The 16,238-nt window shown below is 62.3% G+C and carries 17 protein-coding genes and 1 pseudogene; 9 read left to right on the top strand and 9 right to left on the bottom strand.

Translation table 11 applies throughout. From position 1 onward, the window contains the following. Positions 1 to 85: 85 nt before the first annotated feature. The 3 genes from ycaC to ACW9I6_RS22295 are packed head-to-tail and all read right to left on the bottom strand — an operon-like array spanning position 86 to position 3,153. Complete coding sequence (ycaC, locus tag ACW9I6_RS22305; protein WP_161635723.1) at positions 86 to 709, bottom strand: isochorismate family cysteine hydrolase YcaC; 624 nt, start codon at positions 707 to 709, stop codon at positions 86 to 88. An 18-nt stretch (positions 710 to 727) separates the two neighbouring features. Next, positions 728 to 2,566 carry an amidohydrolase gene (locus ACW9I6_RS22300; RefSeq protein ID WP_003207313.1) on the bottom strand — a complete coding sequence of 613 codons (1,839 nt, stop codon included), beginning with the start codon at positions 2,564 to 2,566 and terminating at the stop codon, positions 728 to 730. Then, complete coding sequence (locus tag ACW9I6_RS22295; protein ID WP_003207311.1) at positions 2,563 to 3,153, bottom strand: antibiotic biosynthesis monooxygenase; 591 nt, start codon at positions 3,151 to 3,153, stop codon at positions 2,563 to 2,565. The genes ACW9I6_RS22300 and ACW9I6_RS22295 overlap by 4 nt, the downstream gene beginning before the upstream one ends. Positions 3,154 to 3,323: 170 nt before the next feature. On the opposite strand from ACW9I6_RS22295, the gene ACW9I6_RS22290 reads away from it, so the two are divergent. The 3 genes from ACW9I6_RS22290 to ACW9I6_RS22280 all read left to right on the top strand — a co-directional run bounded on the left by ACW9I6_RS22290 (position 3,324) and on the right by ACW9I6_RS22280 (position 5,046). Further along, positions 3,324 to 3,755, top strand: a complete 432-nt coding sequence (locus ACW9I6_RS22290) for an AraC family transcriptional regulator (protein WP_023658747.1) — start codon at positions 3,324 to 3,326, stop codon at positions 3,753 to 3,755. Between the two features lie 83 nt (positions 3,756 to 3,838). Further along, on the top strand, positions 3,839 to 4,561 hold the full coding sequence (locus ACW9I6_RS22285) for a pirin family protein (RefSeq protein WP_008434624.1): 723 nt from the start codon (positions 3,839 to 3,841) through the stop codon (positions 4,559 to 4,561). Positions 4,562 to 4,698: 137 nt separating this feature from the next. Then, the gene (locus ACW9I6_RS22280; protein ID WP_087694860.1) at positions 4,699 to 5,046 is read left to right on the top strand and encodes a hypothetical protein; all 348 of its coding nucleotides are present in this window, start codon (positions 4,699 to 4,701) and stop codon (positions 5,044 to 5,046) included. Positions 5,047 to 5,284: 238 nt separating this feature from the next. On the opposite strand, the gene ACW9I6_RS22275 is transcribed toward ACW9I6_RS22280, so the two are convergent. Further along, positions 5,285 to 6,283 (bottom strand): quinone oxidoreductase family protein, encoded by a 999-nt coding sequence (locus tag ACW9I6_RS22275; protein ID WP_177028410.1) that lies wholly within the window; start codon positions 6,281 to 6,283, stop codon positions 5,285 to 5,287. Positions 6,284 to 6,385: 102 nt separating this feature from the next. Here ACW9I6_RS22275 and ACW9I6_RS22270 point away from each other — a divergent pair, with 102 nt between their 5' ends. Next, the gene (locus ACW9I6_RS22270) at positions 6,386 to 7,249 is read left to right on the top strand and encodes a LysR family transcriptional regulator (protein ID WP_457339841.1); all 864 of its coding nucleotides are present in this window, start codon (positions 6,386 to 6,388) and stop codon (positions 7,247 to 7,249) included. Between the two features lie 6 nt (positions 7,250 to 7,255). Here the strand turns inward: ACW9I6_RS22270 and ACW9I6_RS22265 are convergent. Together ACW9I6_RS22265 and ACW9I6_RS22260 are read right to left on the bottom strand one after the other, a co-directional pair. Next, positions 7,256 to 7,435, bottom strand: a pseudogene (locus ACW9I6_RS22265) ((R)-mandelonitrile lyase); the annotation flags it as partial. 30 nt (positions 7,436 to 7,465) lie between these two features. Beyond that, positions 7,466 to 8,359 carry a LysR family transcriptional regulator gene (locus ACW9I6_RS22260; protein WP_214498920.1) on the bottom strand — a complete coding sequence of 298 codons (894 nt, stop codon included), beginning with the start codon at positions 8,357 to 8,359 and terminating at the stop codon, positions 7,466 to 7,468. A 117-nt stretch (positions 8,360 to 8,476) separates the two neighbouring features. On the opposite strand from ACW9I6_RS22260, the gene ACW9I6_RS22255 reads away from it, so the two are divergent. Then, positions 8,477 to 8,917: a GFA family protein gene (locus ACW9I6_RS22255; RefSeq protein ID WP_003215724.1), complete on the top strand. Its 441-nt coding sequence runs from the start codon at positions 8,477 to 8,479 to the stop codon at positions 8,915 to 8,917. Positions 8,918 to 9,018: 101 nt separating this feature from the next. On the opposite strand, the gene ACW9I6_RS22250 is transcribed toward ACW9I6_RS22255, so the two are convergent. Beyond that, positions 9,019 to 9,624 (bottom strand): histidine phosphatase family protein, encoded by a 606-nt coding sequence (locus ACW9I6_RS22250; RefSeq protein ID WP_003215723.1) that lies wholly within the window; start codon positions 9,622 to 9,624, stop codon positions 9,019 to 9,021. 138 nt (positions 9,625 to 9,762) lie between these two features. Between ACW9I6_RS22250 and ACW9I6_RS22245 the strand changes: the two genes are divergently transcribed. Beyond that, positions 9,763 to 10,716 (top strand): aliphatic sulfonate ABC transporter substrate-binding protein, encoded by a 954-nt coding sequence (locus ACW9I6_RS22245; RefSeq protein ID WP_003215720.1) that lies wholly within the window; start codon positions 9,763 to 9,765, stop codon positions 10,714 to 10,716. A gap of 140 nt (positions 10,717 to 10,856) precedes the next feature. On the opposite strand, the gene ACW9I6_RS22240 is transcribed toward ACW9I6_RS22245, so the two are convergent. Further along, positions 10,857 to 11,837, bottom strand: coding sequence for a sugar-binding transcriptional regulator (locus ACW9I6_RS22240; RefSeq protein WP_003215718.1), 981 nt, complete (start codon positions 11,835 to 11,837; stop codon positions 10,857 to 10,859). Positions 11,838 to 11,900: 63 nt separating this feature from the next. After that, positions 11,901 to 12,362, bottom strand: coding sequence for a ribose 5-phosphate isomerase B (rpiB, locus tag ACW9I6_RS22235; RefSeq protein WP_003215716.1), 462 nt, complete (start codon positions 12,360 to 12,362; stop codon positions 11,901 to 11,903). A gap of 284 nt (positions 12,363 to 12,646) precedes the next feature. On the opposite strand from rpiB, the gene ACW9I6_RS22230 reads away from it, so the two are divergent. From ACW9I6_RS22230 to ACW9I6_RS22220, 3 genes are read left to right on the top strand one after another with little or no spacing between them, the layout of a single operon-like run. Continuing rightward, positions 12,647 to 14,134 carry a sugar ABC transporter ATP-binding protein gene (locus ACW9I6_RS22230; RefSeq protein ID WP_457339840.1) on the top strand — a complete coding sequence of 496 codons (1,488 nt, stop codon included), beginning with the start codon at positions 12,647 to 12,649 and terminating at the stop codon, positions 14,132 to 14,134. Beyond that, entirely contained in the window at positions 14,131 to 15,120 is a 990-nt protein-coding gene (locus tag ACW9I6_RS22225) for an ABC transporter permease (protein ID WP_003215711.1), read from the top strand. The genes ACW9I6_RS22230 and ACW9I6_RS22225 overlap by 4 nt, the downstream gene beginning before the upstream one ends. A gap of 39 nt (positions 15,121 to 15,159) precedes the next feature. Beyond that, the gene (locus ACW9I6_RS22220; RefSeq protein ID WP_087694868.1) at positions 15,160 to 16,167 is read left to right on the top strand and encodes a substrate-binding domain-containing protein; all 1,008 of its coding nucleotides are present in this window, start codon (positions 15,160 to 15,162) and stop codon (positions 16,165 to 16,167) included. Positions 16,168 to 16,238: the final 71 nt, after the last annotated feature.

Raw genomic sequence — 16,238 nt, 5'->3', positions numbered from 1 at the left:
TCAGTCGGTACATGTATTGACTGGCACACCGCCTTCGCGAGCAAGCCCGCTCCCACATTGGATTACCTGCATATCAGAGAGCGGTTTATTTGGCCGTCAGCGCCGAGTAGCTGTTCATCAAATTGCGATAGTTGGGAATACGCGGCGACAGCAGATTCGCCAAGCCTTCCATGTCGTTGCGCCAGTCCACCTGCAGCTCGCAGGCCACCGAGAACCAGTTCACCAGCTGTGCACCGGCCGCCGTCATGCGTGCCCACGCCGCCTGTTGCACGGTCTCATTGAAGGTGCCCGAAGCATCGGTGACCACAAACACTTCAAACCCTTCAGCCAGGGCCGACAGCGTCGGGAAGGTCACGCACACGTCGGTCACCACACCGGCAATGATCAGTTGCTTGCGGCCGGTGGCTTTCACTGCCTTGACGAAATCTTCGTTGTCCCATGCGTTGATCTGGCCAGGGCGCGGGATGTACGGCGCGTCCGGGAACAGTTCTTTCAGCTCCGGCACCATCGGGCCGTTGGGGCCGCTTTCGAAACTGGTGGTGAGGATAGTCGGCAGCTTGAAGAACTTGGCCAGGTCCGCCAGGGCCAGCACGTTGTTCTTGAACTCGTTGGGCGAGAAGTCCTGCACCAGGGAAATCAGGCCGGTCTGGTGATCCACCAGCAGGACCACGGCGTCATCTTTGTTCAGGCGTTTGTAAGTCATGGGAATACTCTTTTGGGGTTAGATTCAGAAGGCAAAACACGAGCAGCCAAACGCGCCCCAGAAACCCTGGAAGTCGCTGACCGGCACGTTCGAGAGACGCGCCCGTTCATGGCTATGGGCATGCACGCCACAGGGGCCGCTGCACTGGTGCACCTGGGCTTGCAGCGCTGACGCCGGGCGCCAGTGGCCCGGTACCTTGACCACCGGCGACCAGTCCGGCAGCACCGGCACGCTGGGTGGTGCGAAATCTTCAAAGTCGCCGGCGCCGTACACCACCTTGCCGCCGACCACGGTGAGTACCGATTCGATCCACTTGATGGCTTCCTCGTCGACACTGAAGAAGTCCGCCGACAGTGCCGCCACGTCCGCCAGTTGGCCGACCTTGATCTGGCCCTTCTTGCCTTGCTCGGAGGAGAACCAGGCGCTGCCGTGGGTGAACAGTTCCAGGGCCGTCAGCCGGGGCAGCCCCTCGGCGTGCAGTTCCAGCCCGCCGACGGTGCGGCCGCTGACCATCCAGTACAGCGAGGTCCAGGGGTTGTAGCTCGACACCCGGGTGGCGTCGGTGCCAGCGCCCACCGGCACGCCTTCGGCGAGCATGCGTTTGATCGGCGGCGTGGCCTCGGCGGCCTTGGCGCCGTAGCGCTCCACAAAGTACTCACCCTGGAACGCCATGCGGTCCTGGATCGCGATGCCGCCGCCCAGCGCCCGCACGCGCTCGATGTTCTGCGGGGTGATGGTTTCGGCGTGGTCGAAGAACCATGGCAAGCCGTTGAACGGGATGTCGCGGTTGACCTTCTCGAACACGTCGAGCATCCGCGAGATCGACTCGTTGTAGGTGGCGTGCAGGCGGAACGGCCAGCGCTGTTCCACCAGGTGGCGCACCACCGGCTCCAGTTCCTGCTCCATGGTCAGCGGCAGGTCTGGGCGTGGTTCGAGGAAGTCTTCGAAGTCGGCCGCCGAGAACACCAGCATTTCGCCGGCGCCGTTGTGGCGCAGGTAGTCGTCGCCCTGATGCAGGGTCACGCTGCCGGTCCAGTTCTTGAAGTCGCTGAGTTCTTCCTTGGGCTTCTGGGTGAACAGGTTGTAGGCGATGCGCACGGTCAGTTGCTGGTCCTTGGCCAACTGTTCGATCACGGCGTAATCGTCGGGATAGTTCTGGAAACCACCGCCGGCGTCGATGGCACTGGTCAGGCCCAGGCGGTTGAGTTCGCGCATGAACTGGCGGGTGGAATTCACCTGGTATTCCAGGGGCAGTTTCGGGCCCTTGGCCAGGGTCGCGTAGAGAATCATCGCGTTGGGCCGCGCCACCAGCATGCCGGTGGGGTTGCCGTTATGGTCGCGCACGATCTCGCCGCCGGGCGGGTTCGGTGTGTCCTTGGTGTAGCCAGCCACGCGCAGGGCGGCGCGGTTGAGCAAGGCCCGGTCATACAGGTGCAACACGAACACCGGCGTATCGGGGGCGGCCTGGTTGAGCTCGTCGAGGGTGGGCATGCGTTTTTCGGCGAACTGGAATTCGTTCCAGCCGCCCACCACCCTCACCCACTGCGGCGTGGGCGTACGGTCAGCCTGATCCTTGAGCATGCGCAGGGCATCGGCCAGTGACGGCACGCCTTCCCAGCGCAGTTCGAGGTTGTAGTTCAGGCCGCCACGGATCAGGTGCAGGTGCGAGTCGTTGAGGCCAGGGATGACAGTGCGACCCTTGAGGTCGATGACCTGGGTACCACTGCCGCGCAGGGCCATGGCTTCGCCGTCGGTGCCCACCGCGACGAAGCGTCCCTGGTGGATCGCAACTGCCGTGGCGCGGGGATTTTCACGGTCCACGGTGTGGAACTGGCCATTGAACAGAATCAGGTCGGCGTTCATAGGGTTTCCTTTACAGAGGCTTCAAGCCAGGGCGCGAACAGACGGGTGGCCGCCGGCATCAGCAGGTAAACCACCAGTACAACGATGGTCAGGGTGACCAGGAAGGTGGCGACGATGTAGTTGGACAGGAACGGGTGCAGCCGCAGTACCGGGCCCCAGATGATCGGCACCAGCAAGGTCAGCGGCAGGATCACCAGCAGCGTGACCACTGCCTGTTTCCAGCGCGGCGGCTTGGCGGCAGCATCGGCCAGGGGCGAGAACCAGAACTCGTTGACCGCGCCGACTTCGGTCTGGTCGCCGTCGGCCAGCATCGGTGCGGCTTGGTTGATCAGCTCCAGGCGCTGCGGCGAATCGAGCCAGCGCTCCAGGTCTTCGGTGGAGCGGTAACGCAGCACGCAGGTGAACAACGCAAGGCCGCCCTGCTTGCTGCGCACAACGTCAACGCCGAGGTGGCCGGGACGCTCACCGGCAATACGCACGATGCGTCGCAGCCAGGCTTCGTAGTCGGCTTCAAGCCCGGGTTTTATGCGGTGCTTGACCACCAGGGTCACGACCTCGTCCGGCCCGCCTTGTGCTGTTGAGTCCATCGTGCCCTTCCCCTGGATGCTTGAACGTTCGCGCTAGTGTGCGACGGCCCGATCCAGAAAAATTGCATGCATGTGCTCAGTTCAACAGATGCTTGCAGCGGTCTACACTGGGGATTCATTCACCGGTAAGGTGTGTGAAAACAAGCGCCCATCGACCACGGATAGCGATCATGGCTCAACCAGCAGCTGCAACCGGAACCCTGTGTTCAGAGCGGGAACAGAGGGTCAAGCAATTGATCCTCGCCAATCTTGCTGGCCCCCTGGAGGTGACGGAACTGGCTCGCGCCTGTGAGCTGTCCCGCAGCCATTTCTCCAGGGCCTTCAAGCGCACCACCGGTGTATCGCCCCAGGAATGGATTCGCCAGCAACGCATCAAGCAGGCCAAGGTGCTGATCACCGGCTCCGCCCTGAGCCTGACGCAGATCAGCCAGGAATGCGGGTTCTGCGACCAGGCGCACTTCTGTCACCTGTTCAGCCGCAGCGAAGGCGTGAACCCAATGGCCTGGCGCAAACTTCAGCTGCGCTACCGCCATCATCTGCGGACGGCACAGCTGGCGATCGTCAATCTAAAAGAGACAGTCATTCCGATTTCAGCTTCTTAATCAACCTATCGTTAACCAGTAATCTTCTCCTCACACCGAAGCCCTGCATCTCGCAGCCAAGCTTCCCTTGAGGAGAACACCCCATGCTGACCCTTCGCAAAGCCTCGGAACGCGGCGCCGCCAATCACGGTTGGTTGAAGTCGTTCCACACCTTCTCGTTCGCCAACTACTGGAACCCCAAGGAACAGGGTTTTTCCGACCTGCTGGTGATCAACGATGACCGGGTTGCCGCCGGCAAGGGCTTCGGCCAACACCCGCACCGCGACATGGAGATTTTCTCCTATGTGCTCGAAGGCGCCCTGGAACACAAGGACACCCTGGGCACCGGTTCGGTGATTCGCCCCGGCGACGTGCAACTGATGAGCGCCGGCAGCGGCGTGGCCCACAGCGAGTTCAACCACAGCCACACCCAGGGCGTGCACTTCCTGCAAATCTGGATCGTGCCGGATGTGGCGGGCGCCGAACCGCGCTATCAGCAGGAGCACTTCACCGAGGCGCAGAAACGCGGCCGGTTGCAGTTGATCATCTCGCCGGAAGGCACCGACGGCTCCCTCGGCGTGCGCCAGGACGCGCGGGTGTATGCCGGGCTGTTCAACGGCTTTGAAACCGCCAGCCTGCCGCTGGCCCCGGAACGCTACGCCTACATCCATGTGGCGCGGGGCAGCGTTGAAGTCAATGGCCAGCGCTTGCACGAAGGCGACGGCGCCCGAGTGCGCGATGAGCGGGAGATTCACCTGAGCCATGGGGAGGACGCCGAGGTGCTGGTGTTCGACCTGCGCCCTCGGGAACTGCCAGAAATGCCGTGATGAGCGACGCGATGGCCCGGGAAAACGGGCCATCGCTGGCGTCGATAGTCACCATCAGCCCAATGAAGTTCTCTTAAAAAATCTGCCGCGTAACATCGCATCCATACCAACCAACGACTTTCCCGGAGCACACCCTCATGAAACGCCAACTCTTGCTTAGCCTCGCTTTCTCGGTACTTGCTGTAAGCGCCTTTACCCAACCTGCCCTCGCTGAAGGCGGCGCGGATCGCCTGATGGACAGCCGCGTGGCTGAGGGTGGGTCTGACCGTATGCTGGAACGCCGCGTTGCTGAAGGCGGGTCTGATCGCCTGCTGGAACGTCGTGTTGCTGAAGGTGGTGCTGATCGCCTTCAAGAAAACCGTGTAGCTGAAGGTGGCGCTGACCGTCTTCAAGAAAACCGCGTAGCCGAAGGTGGTGCTGACCGTCTTCAAGAAAACCGTGTAGCTGAAGGTGGCGCTGACCGCCTGATGGAAAACCGCGCGTAACCCCTGTCGTTCGCGGTTCACCCCCAGCCGGCCTGATCAGCCGGCTTTTTTTCGCCTGCTGTTAACTGATCCTCACAAGCGCCACGACCCCTGTGGCGAGGGAGCTTGCTCCCGCTGGGCTGCGCAGCAGCCCCAATGAACTCACTGCGTTTCTCCAGGAAGACGCCATTGGCAGGTTTTGGGGCCGCTTCGCAGCCCAGCGGGAGCAAGCTCCCTCGCCACGCAAGCTCCCTCGCCATTAGTGAAGTTCACGGTCCAGCCACACCACCGCCTTGCCAATCTGCTGCCGTGCCTCAATCCTCGCGTGCACCTGCTGCACCTCTTCCAGGGCGTAATGCCCTTCGATATCCACCGTCAGCGAACCTTCAAGTATCGCCGCGAACACCGCATTGGCACGCCTCTGCACCGTAGGCCCGTCAGCCATGTGGTCGTTGAGCCGTGGGCGAGTCAGGAACAGTGAACCGGCCTCCCCCAACTCCATCGGATCGAGGTCAGTGATCGAACCGGAGACGTTGCCGTAATTGACGATCAGCCCCCGCGTACGACAGGCCTTGAAGCTTTCACGCAAGGTGGCCTTGCCCACCGAATCGAACACCACGTCCACACCCCGCCCCTGCGTTACCTGCAAGACTCGCTCGGCAAACCCGTCGTATGGCCAGGCGTGATCAGCACCGCGCTGAAGGGCAATCGCACATTTTTCAGTGCTGCTGCCGGTGGTGAATACCGTGGCACCGAGTCGCCGGGCCATTTGCACCAGCAACTGGCCGATGCTGCCGGACGCGGCATGGATCAGGCAGCTGTTGCCCGCCTGCAACCGCGCGACATCTTCAATCAGGTAGTGAGCCGTGCAGCCCTGGAACATCGCCGCAGCCGCCTGATCGAAGCCGATCGCATTGGGAATCTGCGCCACTCGCGCGGCGGGCACGCTGGCGTATTCGGCGAACGCGCCCCATGAAATGCACCAGGCCACCCGATCACCCGGAGCCAAATGGCTCACGCCCTCGCCCACCGCCACCACCACACCCGCGCCTTCCATACCCAGGGTGCACGGCAGCCGTACCGGGTAGGTCACCGACTTGGCGTACTTGCCCTGGCGGGTGTGAACATCCATGAAATTGATCCCGGCACAGGCCACCTTGACCAGTACATGGCCGGCGGTCACCTGGGGTTTGGGCACATCAAGGCGCAGTTGAACAACTTCCGGGCCGCCGTAGGTTTCAAGGGTGAGGGCTTTCATCGCGGGACAACTCCGTTTGCAGTGGGAATGCGCCATGGTAAAAGGCGCTAATCTGTACGAGAATTCCCCAACACCTCCCACCCTCCGTGCGAAAATAACCCGATGTTCGACTGGCAGGATCTGTATTTCTTCACCGTGCTGGCGCGCACCCAATCACTGTCGGCTGCCGCCCGCGAGCTGCAGGTGGAACACGCCACCGTCGGCCGGCGCGTCGATGCCCTGGAAAAAGCCCTCGGCGTCAAACTGGTAGACCGCCTGCCCCGCAGTCGGCCGCTCACCGAGGAAGGCCGGGCACTGGCGAAATTGGCGTCAGGCATGGGCGACATGGCCACCGAAGTGATGCGCCTGTCCCGCGTGGCCTCGATCGAAGTGGCCGGCACCGTGCGGGTCAGTTGCCCGCCGTCGATTGCCATCCACTGCATCGCGCCCCATGTCGCACGGTTCAGGGCGCAGTATCCCAAGCTGAATATCGTGTTGATGTCCTCGACGACGCTGGCCGCCCTCGACAAAGGCGAAGCCGACATTGCCCTGCGCACGGTGCGTCCCGATGAGGAAGCGCTGGTACGCAGAAAGGTCGGCGCCGTGCGTTTCGGGCTCTATGCCACGCCCGAGCTCAAGCAGTTACCCGCTGAACAGTGGACGTTCATTGCCTATGACGCCACCCGCGACCACCTGCCCCAACAGGCGTGGATGCATCAGGTACGCGGCAACCGCACGATTGCCTTCGCCGCCAGCGACCTGATCACCCAGCAAATGGCCGCCCGGGCCCAGGTGGGTGCAGTGGTGTTGCCCACGCTGGTGGGCGATCACGACGCGGCATTGGTGCGGTTGGCAACGAACACCGAAGGCCCGGTTCGCGATATCTGGCTGACGGTGTATCCGGATATGCGCCGCTCGCCTTCGGTGAAGGTGGTGATGGAGTTTCTGGTGAGCTGCATTGAAGGCGAGCCGCAGTTGCGGCGGTGAAACCGATTACTGCGCGGCGTACTGTTCGTCGCTGACCTGCTCCATCCAGTCCACCACCTTGCCATCGAGCATTTCGTTGATCGCGATATGGGTCATGGCGGTGTTCGCCGTGGCGCCATGCCAATGCTTGACACCGGGTGCAATCCATACCGTGTCGCCGGGGCGAATGGCCCGCACGGGCTGGCCCGCATTTGCATTGTTGGTTGACGCGTTGCGTTATCGCGGCTGAAAGAAGTCCGTCAGTGCCGCGCCCAAGCCATCGAACACCACGGCGATGCGCGGGACCTTGCGCATGTCCTGATGCATGGCGATCCACACGTCAACCTTGAAATCCACCTGCGCGGGCAACACCCGCACCAGCCCGTGACGTTGTGCCACCTGGGCTGAACACACGCCGATCCCCAGCCCCGCACGCAACGCGGCCAACTGCGCGAGGTGATCGTCGGTGCGAATCACCGTACTGGGCGCCGAACAGTCGAAACCGCGCTCACCCAGGAATTCGATCTCCAGCAAGTTGCGGTCCGGCCCGATCAGCGGGTAGCCGTGCAATTGCGCAACGGTGTCCGGCGTGCCCTGCTCTGCCAACAGTTCGGGTGCGGCGTACAACCCTACGTGAAGGTCGCCGACCTTGCGCGCGACCACCGTGGATTCGACCGGGCGACGGATGCGTACGGCGACGTCGGCCTCTTGCCGGGCAAGTGCCTGCAGCCGATTGGATACGCTCAGTTCGATGGCCAATTGCGGATGATCACGGCGCAGGCTGCGCAACATGGGCGGCAGCACTTCAACGCCCAGCAGCTTGCCGCTGGTGAGCCGCACCGTGCCGCCGGCGAGCGCCGTGTCGGCCGAGGCTGCGCGGCTGAAGGCGTTGGCGGCAACGGCCATCGCTTCAACGTGGCTGATCAGGTCCTTGGCCGTTTCGGTGGGCAATAGCCCGGCGGGTGAGCGGATAAACAGGCTGACCCCGACGCTCTGCTCCAGGGCCTCGATCCGTCGCCGCGCGGTGGCCTGGGCAATCCCCAGCAAACGGGCCGCGCCCGACAGGCTGCCGGTGCGCAACACGGCGAGGAAGGCGCGCTGGGTTTCCCATTGGAGTTGCGGGGCGTTCATACATTTCCTGTGAGCCGCTGGGCAGTTTTGGCGGATGTTCTTTGTTCGGGGGCTGCGGCATGCTGGCGAGCATAACCGATGGGGCTTTCGCCCTCACTTTGCACAGGATCGTTTTTGATGACACTCACCGGCCAATGTCGCTGCACCCGCGTGACCTACACCCTCGATACCGACGCGCCGCTGGCGGTGTATGCCTGCCATTGCCGCCACTGCCAGACCTGGAGCGGCAGCGCGTTTGCCCTGCATGCGCTGTTGCCGGCGGATGCGCTGCGGGTTGAAGGTTCGCTGACGGAATATACCTATGACGTTGATGGGCAGCGCTCGGAACATCGGTTGTGCGGGGTGTGCCATACGCGGATCTGCAACACCACGACGGCAGCGCCGGGGTTGGTTGTGCTGCGGGTCGGGACACTGGATGAGAGCCCGTCCGTGCAGCCGGTGGCGCATATCTGGCTGCGGCACAAGCAGCCGTGGGTAACGCTGGCGGAGGGTGTTCCGACCTGGCCGGAAAGCCCTACGCCCCAGGCGTTTGCGCAGGCGTTGAGCGTTCCCCTGTAGACATGACTCACACCCACACTGTGGCGAGGGAGCTTGCTCCCGCTGGGTTGCGCAGCAACCCCAAAAGCATTGACCGGCCCATCCTGAAAGACCGCAGCGGCCTACCAGGGGGCGCTTCGCACCCCAACGGGAGCAAGCTCCCTCGCCACATTGGGCTCTGCGTCGATGTTGAGGCTCAGCACTTCGCCATTGCGCAACTGCCAGGCGAAGAAGTCTGAGAAATCATCGCGAACCAATGCGCGAATCGCCTTGGCGACAACCCCATGGGCAACCAGCACCACCACCTGTTGCCCATGGTTCACCAGCAACTGATTCAATCCGCCCCGGATGCGCTCGACGAACTGCGAGATTGACTCACCGTCCGTGGGTGCCCGCTCCCATTGCCGGGTAATATTCTGCGCCCAAAGGTCGGGATAACGCTGCGCCGCCTCCGCCTGGGTCAGTCCCTCAAACACCCCCACGCCGCGCTCACGAAACGCATCCAGCGTAGGCAGTTGCAGCCCATCATCCGCAAACACAATGGCCGCCGTTTGCTGAGCCCTGCGCAGCGGCGAGACGATGACGGCGTCGATCTGCGCCGGCAATTTTTCCCGCAACTCCCGCGCCTGCAGCACGCCCCGTTCGTTGAGATCAATGTCCAGCGAGCCCTGGTAACGCCCCTCGGCATTGGCTTGAGTTTCGCCGTGACGAACAACATACAACTGCATACCGCCCTCCTTCATCCTGACGCTGAAAGGCCGCGAACGGCGCACCCGATAAAGGCCTAAGCTAAGATCGAAAAATTATTTATCGAATGTTTTTTAGAACAATAAGCTCACCTTAATCCATTAAGAGTCGAGCACGCCATGCCCCAGTTTTCGCTCCATCGCCTTTTCATCGCAGGCCTTGCCACACTGGGCCTCTGCACCACCCTGAGCACACAAGCCCAGGAAACCGTACGCATCGGCTACCAGAAATCCTCGACCCTGATCACCTTGCTGAAAACCCAGGGCACCCTGGAAAAAGCCCTCAAGGCCGACGGCATCGACGTCACCTGGCACGAGTTCCCCAGTGGCCTGCCGCTGCTGGAAGCACTGAACGTCGGTAACGTGGATATCAGCGCTGACGTGGCCGACACCGTACCGATCTTCGCCCAGGCCGCCCAGGCCAAGCTCACCTACTTCGCCCAGGAAGCGCCCTCGCCTCAAGCCCAGGCGATCGTGGTGCGCAAGGACTCGCCGATTCAGCAACTGGCGGACTTGAAAGGCAAGAAAATCGCCGTGACCAAGGCCGCCGGCACTCACTATTTATTGATCGCAGCCTTGAACAAGGCGGGGCTGGCCTTCTCCGATATCGAGCCGGCGTACCTGACGCCCGCCGATGGCCGCGCTGCATTTGAAAACAACAAGGTTGATGCCTGGGTCACGTGGGAACCGTTTCTCACCAGCGTGCAGCGCCAACTGCCCACCCGCACCCTTGCGGACGGTACCGGGCTGGCCAGCTACAAGCGCTATTACCTGACGGGTACGCCCTACGCCAAGGCGCATCCCGAAGTGCTGAAGCTGGTGTACGAGCAGTTGCACCAGGCTGGCAAGTGGGTGAAGAGCCACCCGCGTGATGCCGCGAAAGTGCTGGGGCCGTTGTGGGGCAACCTGGATGTGGAGACTGTCGAGGCCGCCAATGCTCATCGCAGTTATGAGGTGCAGCCGGTGACGCTGGATCAGTTGGGGGAGCAGCAGAAGATTGCGGATGCGTTCTTCAAGGCGGGGTTGTTGCCCAAGGCGGTGGATGCGCAGGATGTGCAGGTGTGGAAACCCTGAGGCAGTCAACTGTGGGAGCCGGGCTTGTCCGCGATGCAGACAACTCGGTACTCCAGTCATACCGCGGTGATGCCATCGCAGCCTCGCCAAGGCTCGACAGCTCCCACAGGTGATGTTCAGGGCCTGGACTATCGGCGGTGTCAGCTTTTACGCGTCGCGTCATCCAGCGCAAGGATGGTATGAGCATTGGTCACCGTGGTCGCCAGGGTATTGATCACTCCCGAGCGCAACGCCCCCAGCGTCGCCGCCGCCTTGGTGTTTTCACTGGCAATCGCCACCACATCCGGAATCCGAAACAGCTCCTGCACCGTCAACCCGATCACCCGCCCCTGAATCGCGTTGACCGCCGGCTGGCCATGAATGTCGATGAAGTCATAACCCATCATGTCCCCCACCGTGCCGGACAACCGCGCCTGTGCAATTTCCTGGGGCGAAAACCACCCCATGCGCACCATGTTGCTGTTTTCACTCATGTCACCGATGCCGATCAACGCCATGTCCGCACGGCGGGCACGGTCAAGCGTGGAACGCACCGTATCGTTGCTGATCAACACCCCACGCAGTTCCGGGTTGGCCACCAGCGCCGGGGCGTACAGGCTTTCACTCTCGCCACCAAACCGCAGGGCCAGGCGCCGGCAAATATGGTCGGGGTTCATGTATTCACCCGCCTTGAGCGAACCGCCAATGGCGCACACAAACGTGCAGTTGCGGGTCACCGGCAAAAATACGTTATCGGCCACCGCACCGACATTACGCCCCATGCCGACCGCGACGATCATGCCGTCGCTGAGGGTTTTGTTCAGGTAGTTGGCCACCAGGCTCGCCACCGCCGAGCGCTGGGTGTCCGGGTCGCTGTGGTCCACCGCAATCAAGGCGCGGTCCAGCTGGAAGCGCTCCACCAGCGCCTGTTCCAGCTCGTTGTTCATCGCCGGGTGCTGCAACACCCGCACCTCGACAATCCCTTCATCCCGTGCGCGTTTGAGCAGGCGGCTGACTTTTGCCCGGGACAGGTCGAAGCGCTTGGCGATGGCTTCCTGAGTGACGTTCTCAAGGTAATAGAGCATTGCCACTTCGGTCATCAGGTCGATGTCGCTGGCGATGCGCTGGGTACTGTCACTCATGGGCACGGGCTTCCGTTTCGGTGTCAAAGGCGCATTCTCCCGACTCTTGCCCCGTTCCGTCCACTACTGATGCCCGTCACGCTCGATCGCGTTGATGCGGTCGACCTTGGCCCCGGAACGCGCGGCTTCGAACTCCGACTCCAGGAACGACTTGACGATGCTCTTGGCCAGTTCCGCGCCGATCACCCGTGCACCGATGGACAGGATCTGCGCATCGTTGCTCTTGCGTGCCCGCTCCGCCGAATAGGTGTCATGGGCCTGGGCCGCACGAATCCCCAGGACTTTGTTGGCCGAGATGGCCATGCCGATGCCAGTGCCGCACACCAGCACGCCCAAGCGTTGCTCGCCGGCATTGATCGCCGTGGCCACCGCCAGGGCAATGTCCGGGTACAGCACCGGCGCCGTGGAATGGGTGCCGAAGTCCGTCACCGGGTAACCCAGCGCCTCAATATGGCGCTTCAACAGCTCTTTGAGCTCATAACCCGCTTCATCGCATCCGATAGCCACCGGGAAAGGTGTGTTCATGGCGTTTGGCTCCGCTGCCGTTTTGGGTACTGGAGAGTGATCATATGATCACTCGATGAAATTTATCTCAGTCATTTCTCGGATATTCCAGTCGCCCTGTCAAGCAGGATTTAGCTGACCTCCCAGTCAAAGCCCTCTAAACCGGCGCACTTTGCGCAAATCCATCCATTTACAACTTTTCAGTGAAAGAGATTGACTGATCAGAATTTCATTTGATACACATATGCTCACAGCGAAACATGACTGTGCGACCTAATAAGAATTCACAGCACGAGGACACGCCGATGGCCACGCCATTACTGCTCCAGGCTGAACACGTCGCCAAGGCTTACGCCGGGATTCCTGCCCTGCGTGAGGGGCGCCTCTCTCTGCGGGCCGGCAGCGTCCACGCCCTGTGCGGCGGCAATGGCGCAGGCAAATCGACTTTTCTGAGCATCCTGATGGGCATCACCCAGCGTGACGCCGGGACCATCCTGCTCAACGGCTCCCCCGTCCAGTTCAACCGCCCCAGCGAAGCACTCGCGGCGGGGATCGCGATGATCACCCAGGAGCTGGAACCCATCCCCTACATGACCGTCGCCGAAAACATCTGGCTGGGCCGCGAACCGCGCCGCGCCGGCTGCATCGTCGACAGCAAGGAGCTCAACCGGCGCACTCGCGAACTGCTGGAAGGCCTGGAGTTCGACGTCGACGCCACCAGCCCCATGCATCGCCTGAGCGTGGCGCAGATCCAGTTGGTGGAGATCGCCAAGGCATTCAGCCACGACTGCCAGGTGATGATCATGGACGAGCCCACCTCGGCCATCGGCGAGCGCGAGGCCGAAACCCTGTTCAAGGCCATCCGCCGCCTCACCGCCCGTGGTGCCGGCATCATCTATGTGTCGCACCGCCTCAGTGAACTGGCGCAGATTGCCGACGACTACAGCATCTTTCGCGACGGCGCCTTCGTTGAGACCGGGCGCATGGCCGATATCGACCGCGCCCACCTGGTGCGCGGCATCGTCGGCCAGGAACTGACCCGCATCGACCACAAGGTCGGCCGCGAATGCGCCGCCGAATGCTGCCTGGACGTCGACAGCCTGAGCCGCGCCGGCGAGTTCCAGGACATCAGCCTGCAACTGCGCCAGGGCGAGATTCTCGGCATCTACGGGCTGATGGGCTCGGGCCGCAGCGAATTCCTCAACTGCATCTACGGCCTCACCACGCCGGACTCCGGCAGCGTGACCCTGCAAGGCAAACCGATGCCCATCGGCCTGCCCAAGGCAACGATCCAGGCCGGCATGTCACTGGTCACCGAAGACCGCAAGGACAGCGGCCTGGTGCTCAGCGGCAGCATCCTCTCGAACATCGCATTGTCGGCCTACAAGCAGCTGTCGAGCTGGTCGCTGATCAATGCCCGCAAGGAAAACCAACTGGCCCAGGACATGGTCAAGCGCCTGCAGATCAAGACCACCTCCCTGGACCTGCCGGTGGAATCCATGAGCGGCGGTAACCAGCAAAAAGTGGTGCTCGCCAAATGCCTGTCGACCCAGCCGATCTGCCTGCTGTGCGATGAGCCGACCCGGGGCATCGATGAAGGCGCCAAGCAGGAGATCTATCACCTACTGGACCAGTTCGTACGCGCCGGCGGCGCGGCAATTGTGGTGTCGTCCGAAGCCCCGGAATTGCTGCACCTGAGTGACCGTATTGCCGTGTTCAAAGGCGGAAGGCTGGTGACCATCAGCAGCGATACCGCCCTTTCCCAGGAAGCCTTGTTGAGTTTTGCCTCATGAATGCCAAATCACTTTCTACACCTGCAGCCGCCCCCGTCACGACCGCACCCCGCAGCCGCCTGCGCCTGTCCCTCGACCGCTTCGGCCTGCCGCTGGTGTTCATCCTCCTGTGCCTGGTGATGGCCTTCGCCAGCGAATACTTCATGACCTGGCGCAACTGGATGGACATCCTGCGCCAGACCTCGATCAACGGGATCCTCGCCGTGGGCATGACCTACGTGATCCTGACCAAGGGCATCGACCTGTCGGTGGGCTCGATCCTGGCGTTTGCCGGGCTGTGCAGCGCCATGGTCGCGACCCAGGGGTATGGCGTGCTGGCGGCGGTCAGCGCCGGGATGTTCGCCGGGGCGATGCTCGGAGTGGTGAACGGCTTTATGGTGGCCAACCTGTCGATCCCGCCCTTTGTCGCGACCTTGGGCATGTTGAGCATTGCCCGGGGCATGACCTTCATCTTGAACGACGGCAGCCCGATTACTGACCTGCCCGACGCCTACCTGGCGCTGGGTATTGGCAAGATCGGCCCGATCGGTGTGCCGATCGTGATCTTCGCCGTGGTCGCGCTGATCTTCTGGATGGTGCTGCGCTACACCACCTACGGCCGCTATGTGTACGCGGTGGGTGGCAACGAGAAGAGCGCGCGCACCTCCGGGATCGGCGTGCGCAAGGTGATGTTTTCGGTGTACGTGGTCTCGGGCCTGCTCGCCGGGCTGGCCGGTGTGGTGCTGTCGGCGCGCACCACCTCTGCCCTGCCCCAGGCCGGCACCTCGTATGAGCTGGATGCGATTGCCGCCGTGGTAATCGGCGGCACCAGCCTGTCGGGCGGTACCGGCACGATTGTCGGCACGCTGTTTGGCGCATTGCTGATCGGCGTGATCAACAACGGCCTGAACCTGCTCGGCGTGTCCTCCTATTACCAGCAGGTCGCCAAGGGCCTGATCATCGTGTTCGCAGTGCTGATTGACGTGTGGCGCAAGAAGAAACGCTAGTTCTGAAAACTACCACTACAACAATAACGGAGTTCTCTCATGAAACCTGGTACGACTTTGGCCGCCGTCGCGGCACTCTCCCTGCTCGCCAGCAGTGTCACCCTGGCCGCCGATGGCAAGACCTACAAGATCGGCGCCGCCGTGTACGGGCTCAAGGGCCAGTTCATGCAGAACTGGGTGCGCGAGCTGAAGGAACACCCCGCAGTCAAGGACGGCACCGTGCAGTTGACCGTGTTCGACGGCAACTATGACGCACTGACCCAGAACAACCAGATTGAAAACATGGTGACCCAGCACTACGACGCGATCCTGTTTGTGCCGATCGACACCAAGGCCGGCGTCGGCACCGTGAAGGCCGCCATGAGCAATGACGTGGTGGTGATCGCCTCCAACACCAAGGTGGCGGACGCCAACGTGCCTTATGTTGGCAACGATGACGTGGAAGGCGGTCGCCTGCAGGCCCAGGCCATGGTCGACAAACTCAAGGGCCGCGGCAACGTGGTGATCATCCAGGGCCCGATTGGCCAGTCGGCGCAGATCGACCGCGAAAAGGGCGAGATGGAAGTACTGGGCAAGCACCCGGACATCAAGATCATCGAGAAGAAAACCGCCAACTGGGACCGCGCCCAGGCCCTGGCCCTGACCGAAGACTGGCTGAACGCACACCCCAAGGGCATCAACGGGGTGATCGCGCAAAACGATGACATGGCCCTCGGTGCGGTGCAGGCGTTGAAGTCCCATGGGCTGACGTCCAAGGATGTGCCGGTGACGTCCATCGACGGCATGCCGGATGCGATCCAGGCAGCGAAGAAAGATGAAGTGACCACCTTCCTCCAGGACGCCCAGGCCCAGTCTCAAGGCGCGCTGGATGTGGCGCTGCGGGCGCTGGCCGGCAAGGATTACAAGCCGCAGTCGGTGATCTGGGAACGTTATGGCAAGGACGTGAAATGGGGTGACGGCACCGCCAGGAACTACATCCTGCCGTGGGTGCCGGTGACCAATGCGAATGCGGATGCGCTGTACCAGCAGGTGAGCGGTACGAAGTAAGTTTTGACTTGAAACCCGGTCAAGTGTGGGAGCGGGCTTGCTCGCGAAAGCGGTGGATCATTCAACAGATG

Source organism: Pseudomonas sp. SDO5522_S412 (assembly GCF_054071215.1).
The sequence above is the reverse complement of the archived record's forward strand: the minus strand, read 5'-3'. Positions and strand labels throughout refer to the sequence as shown.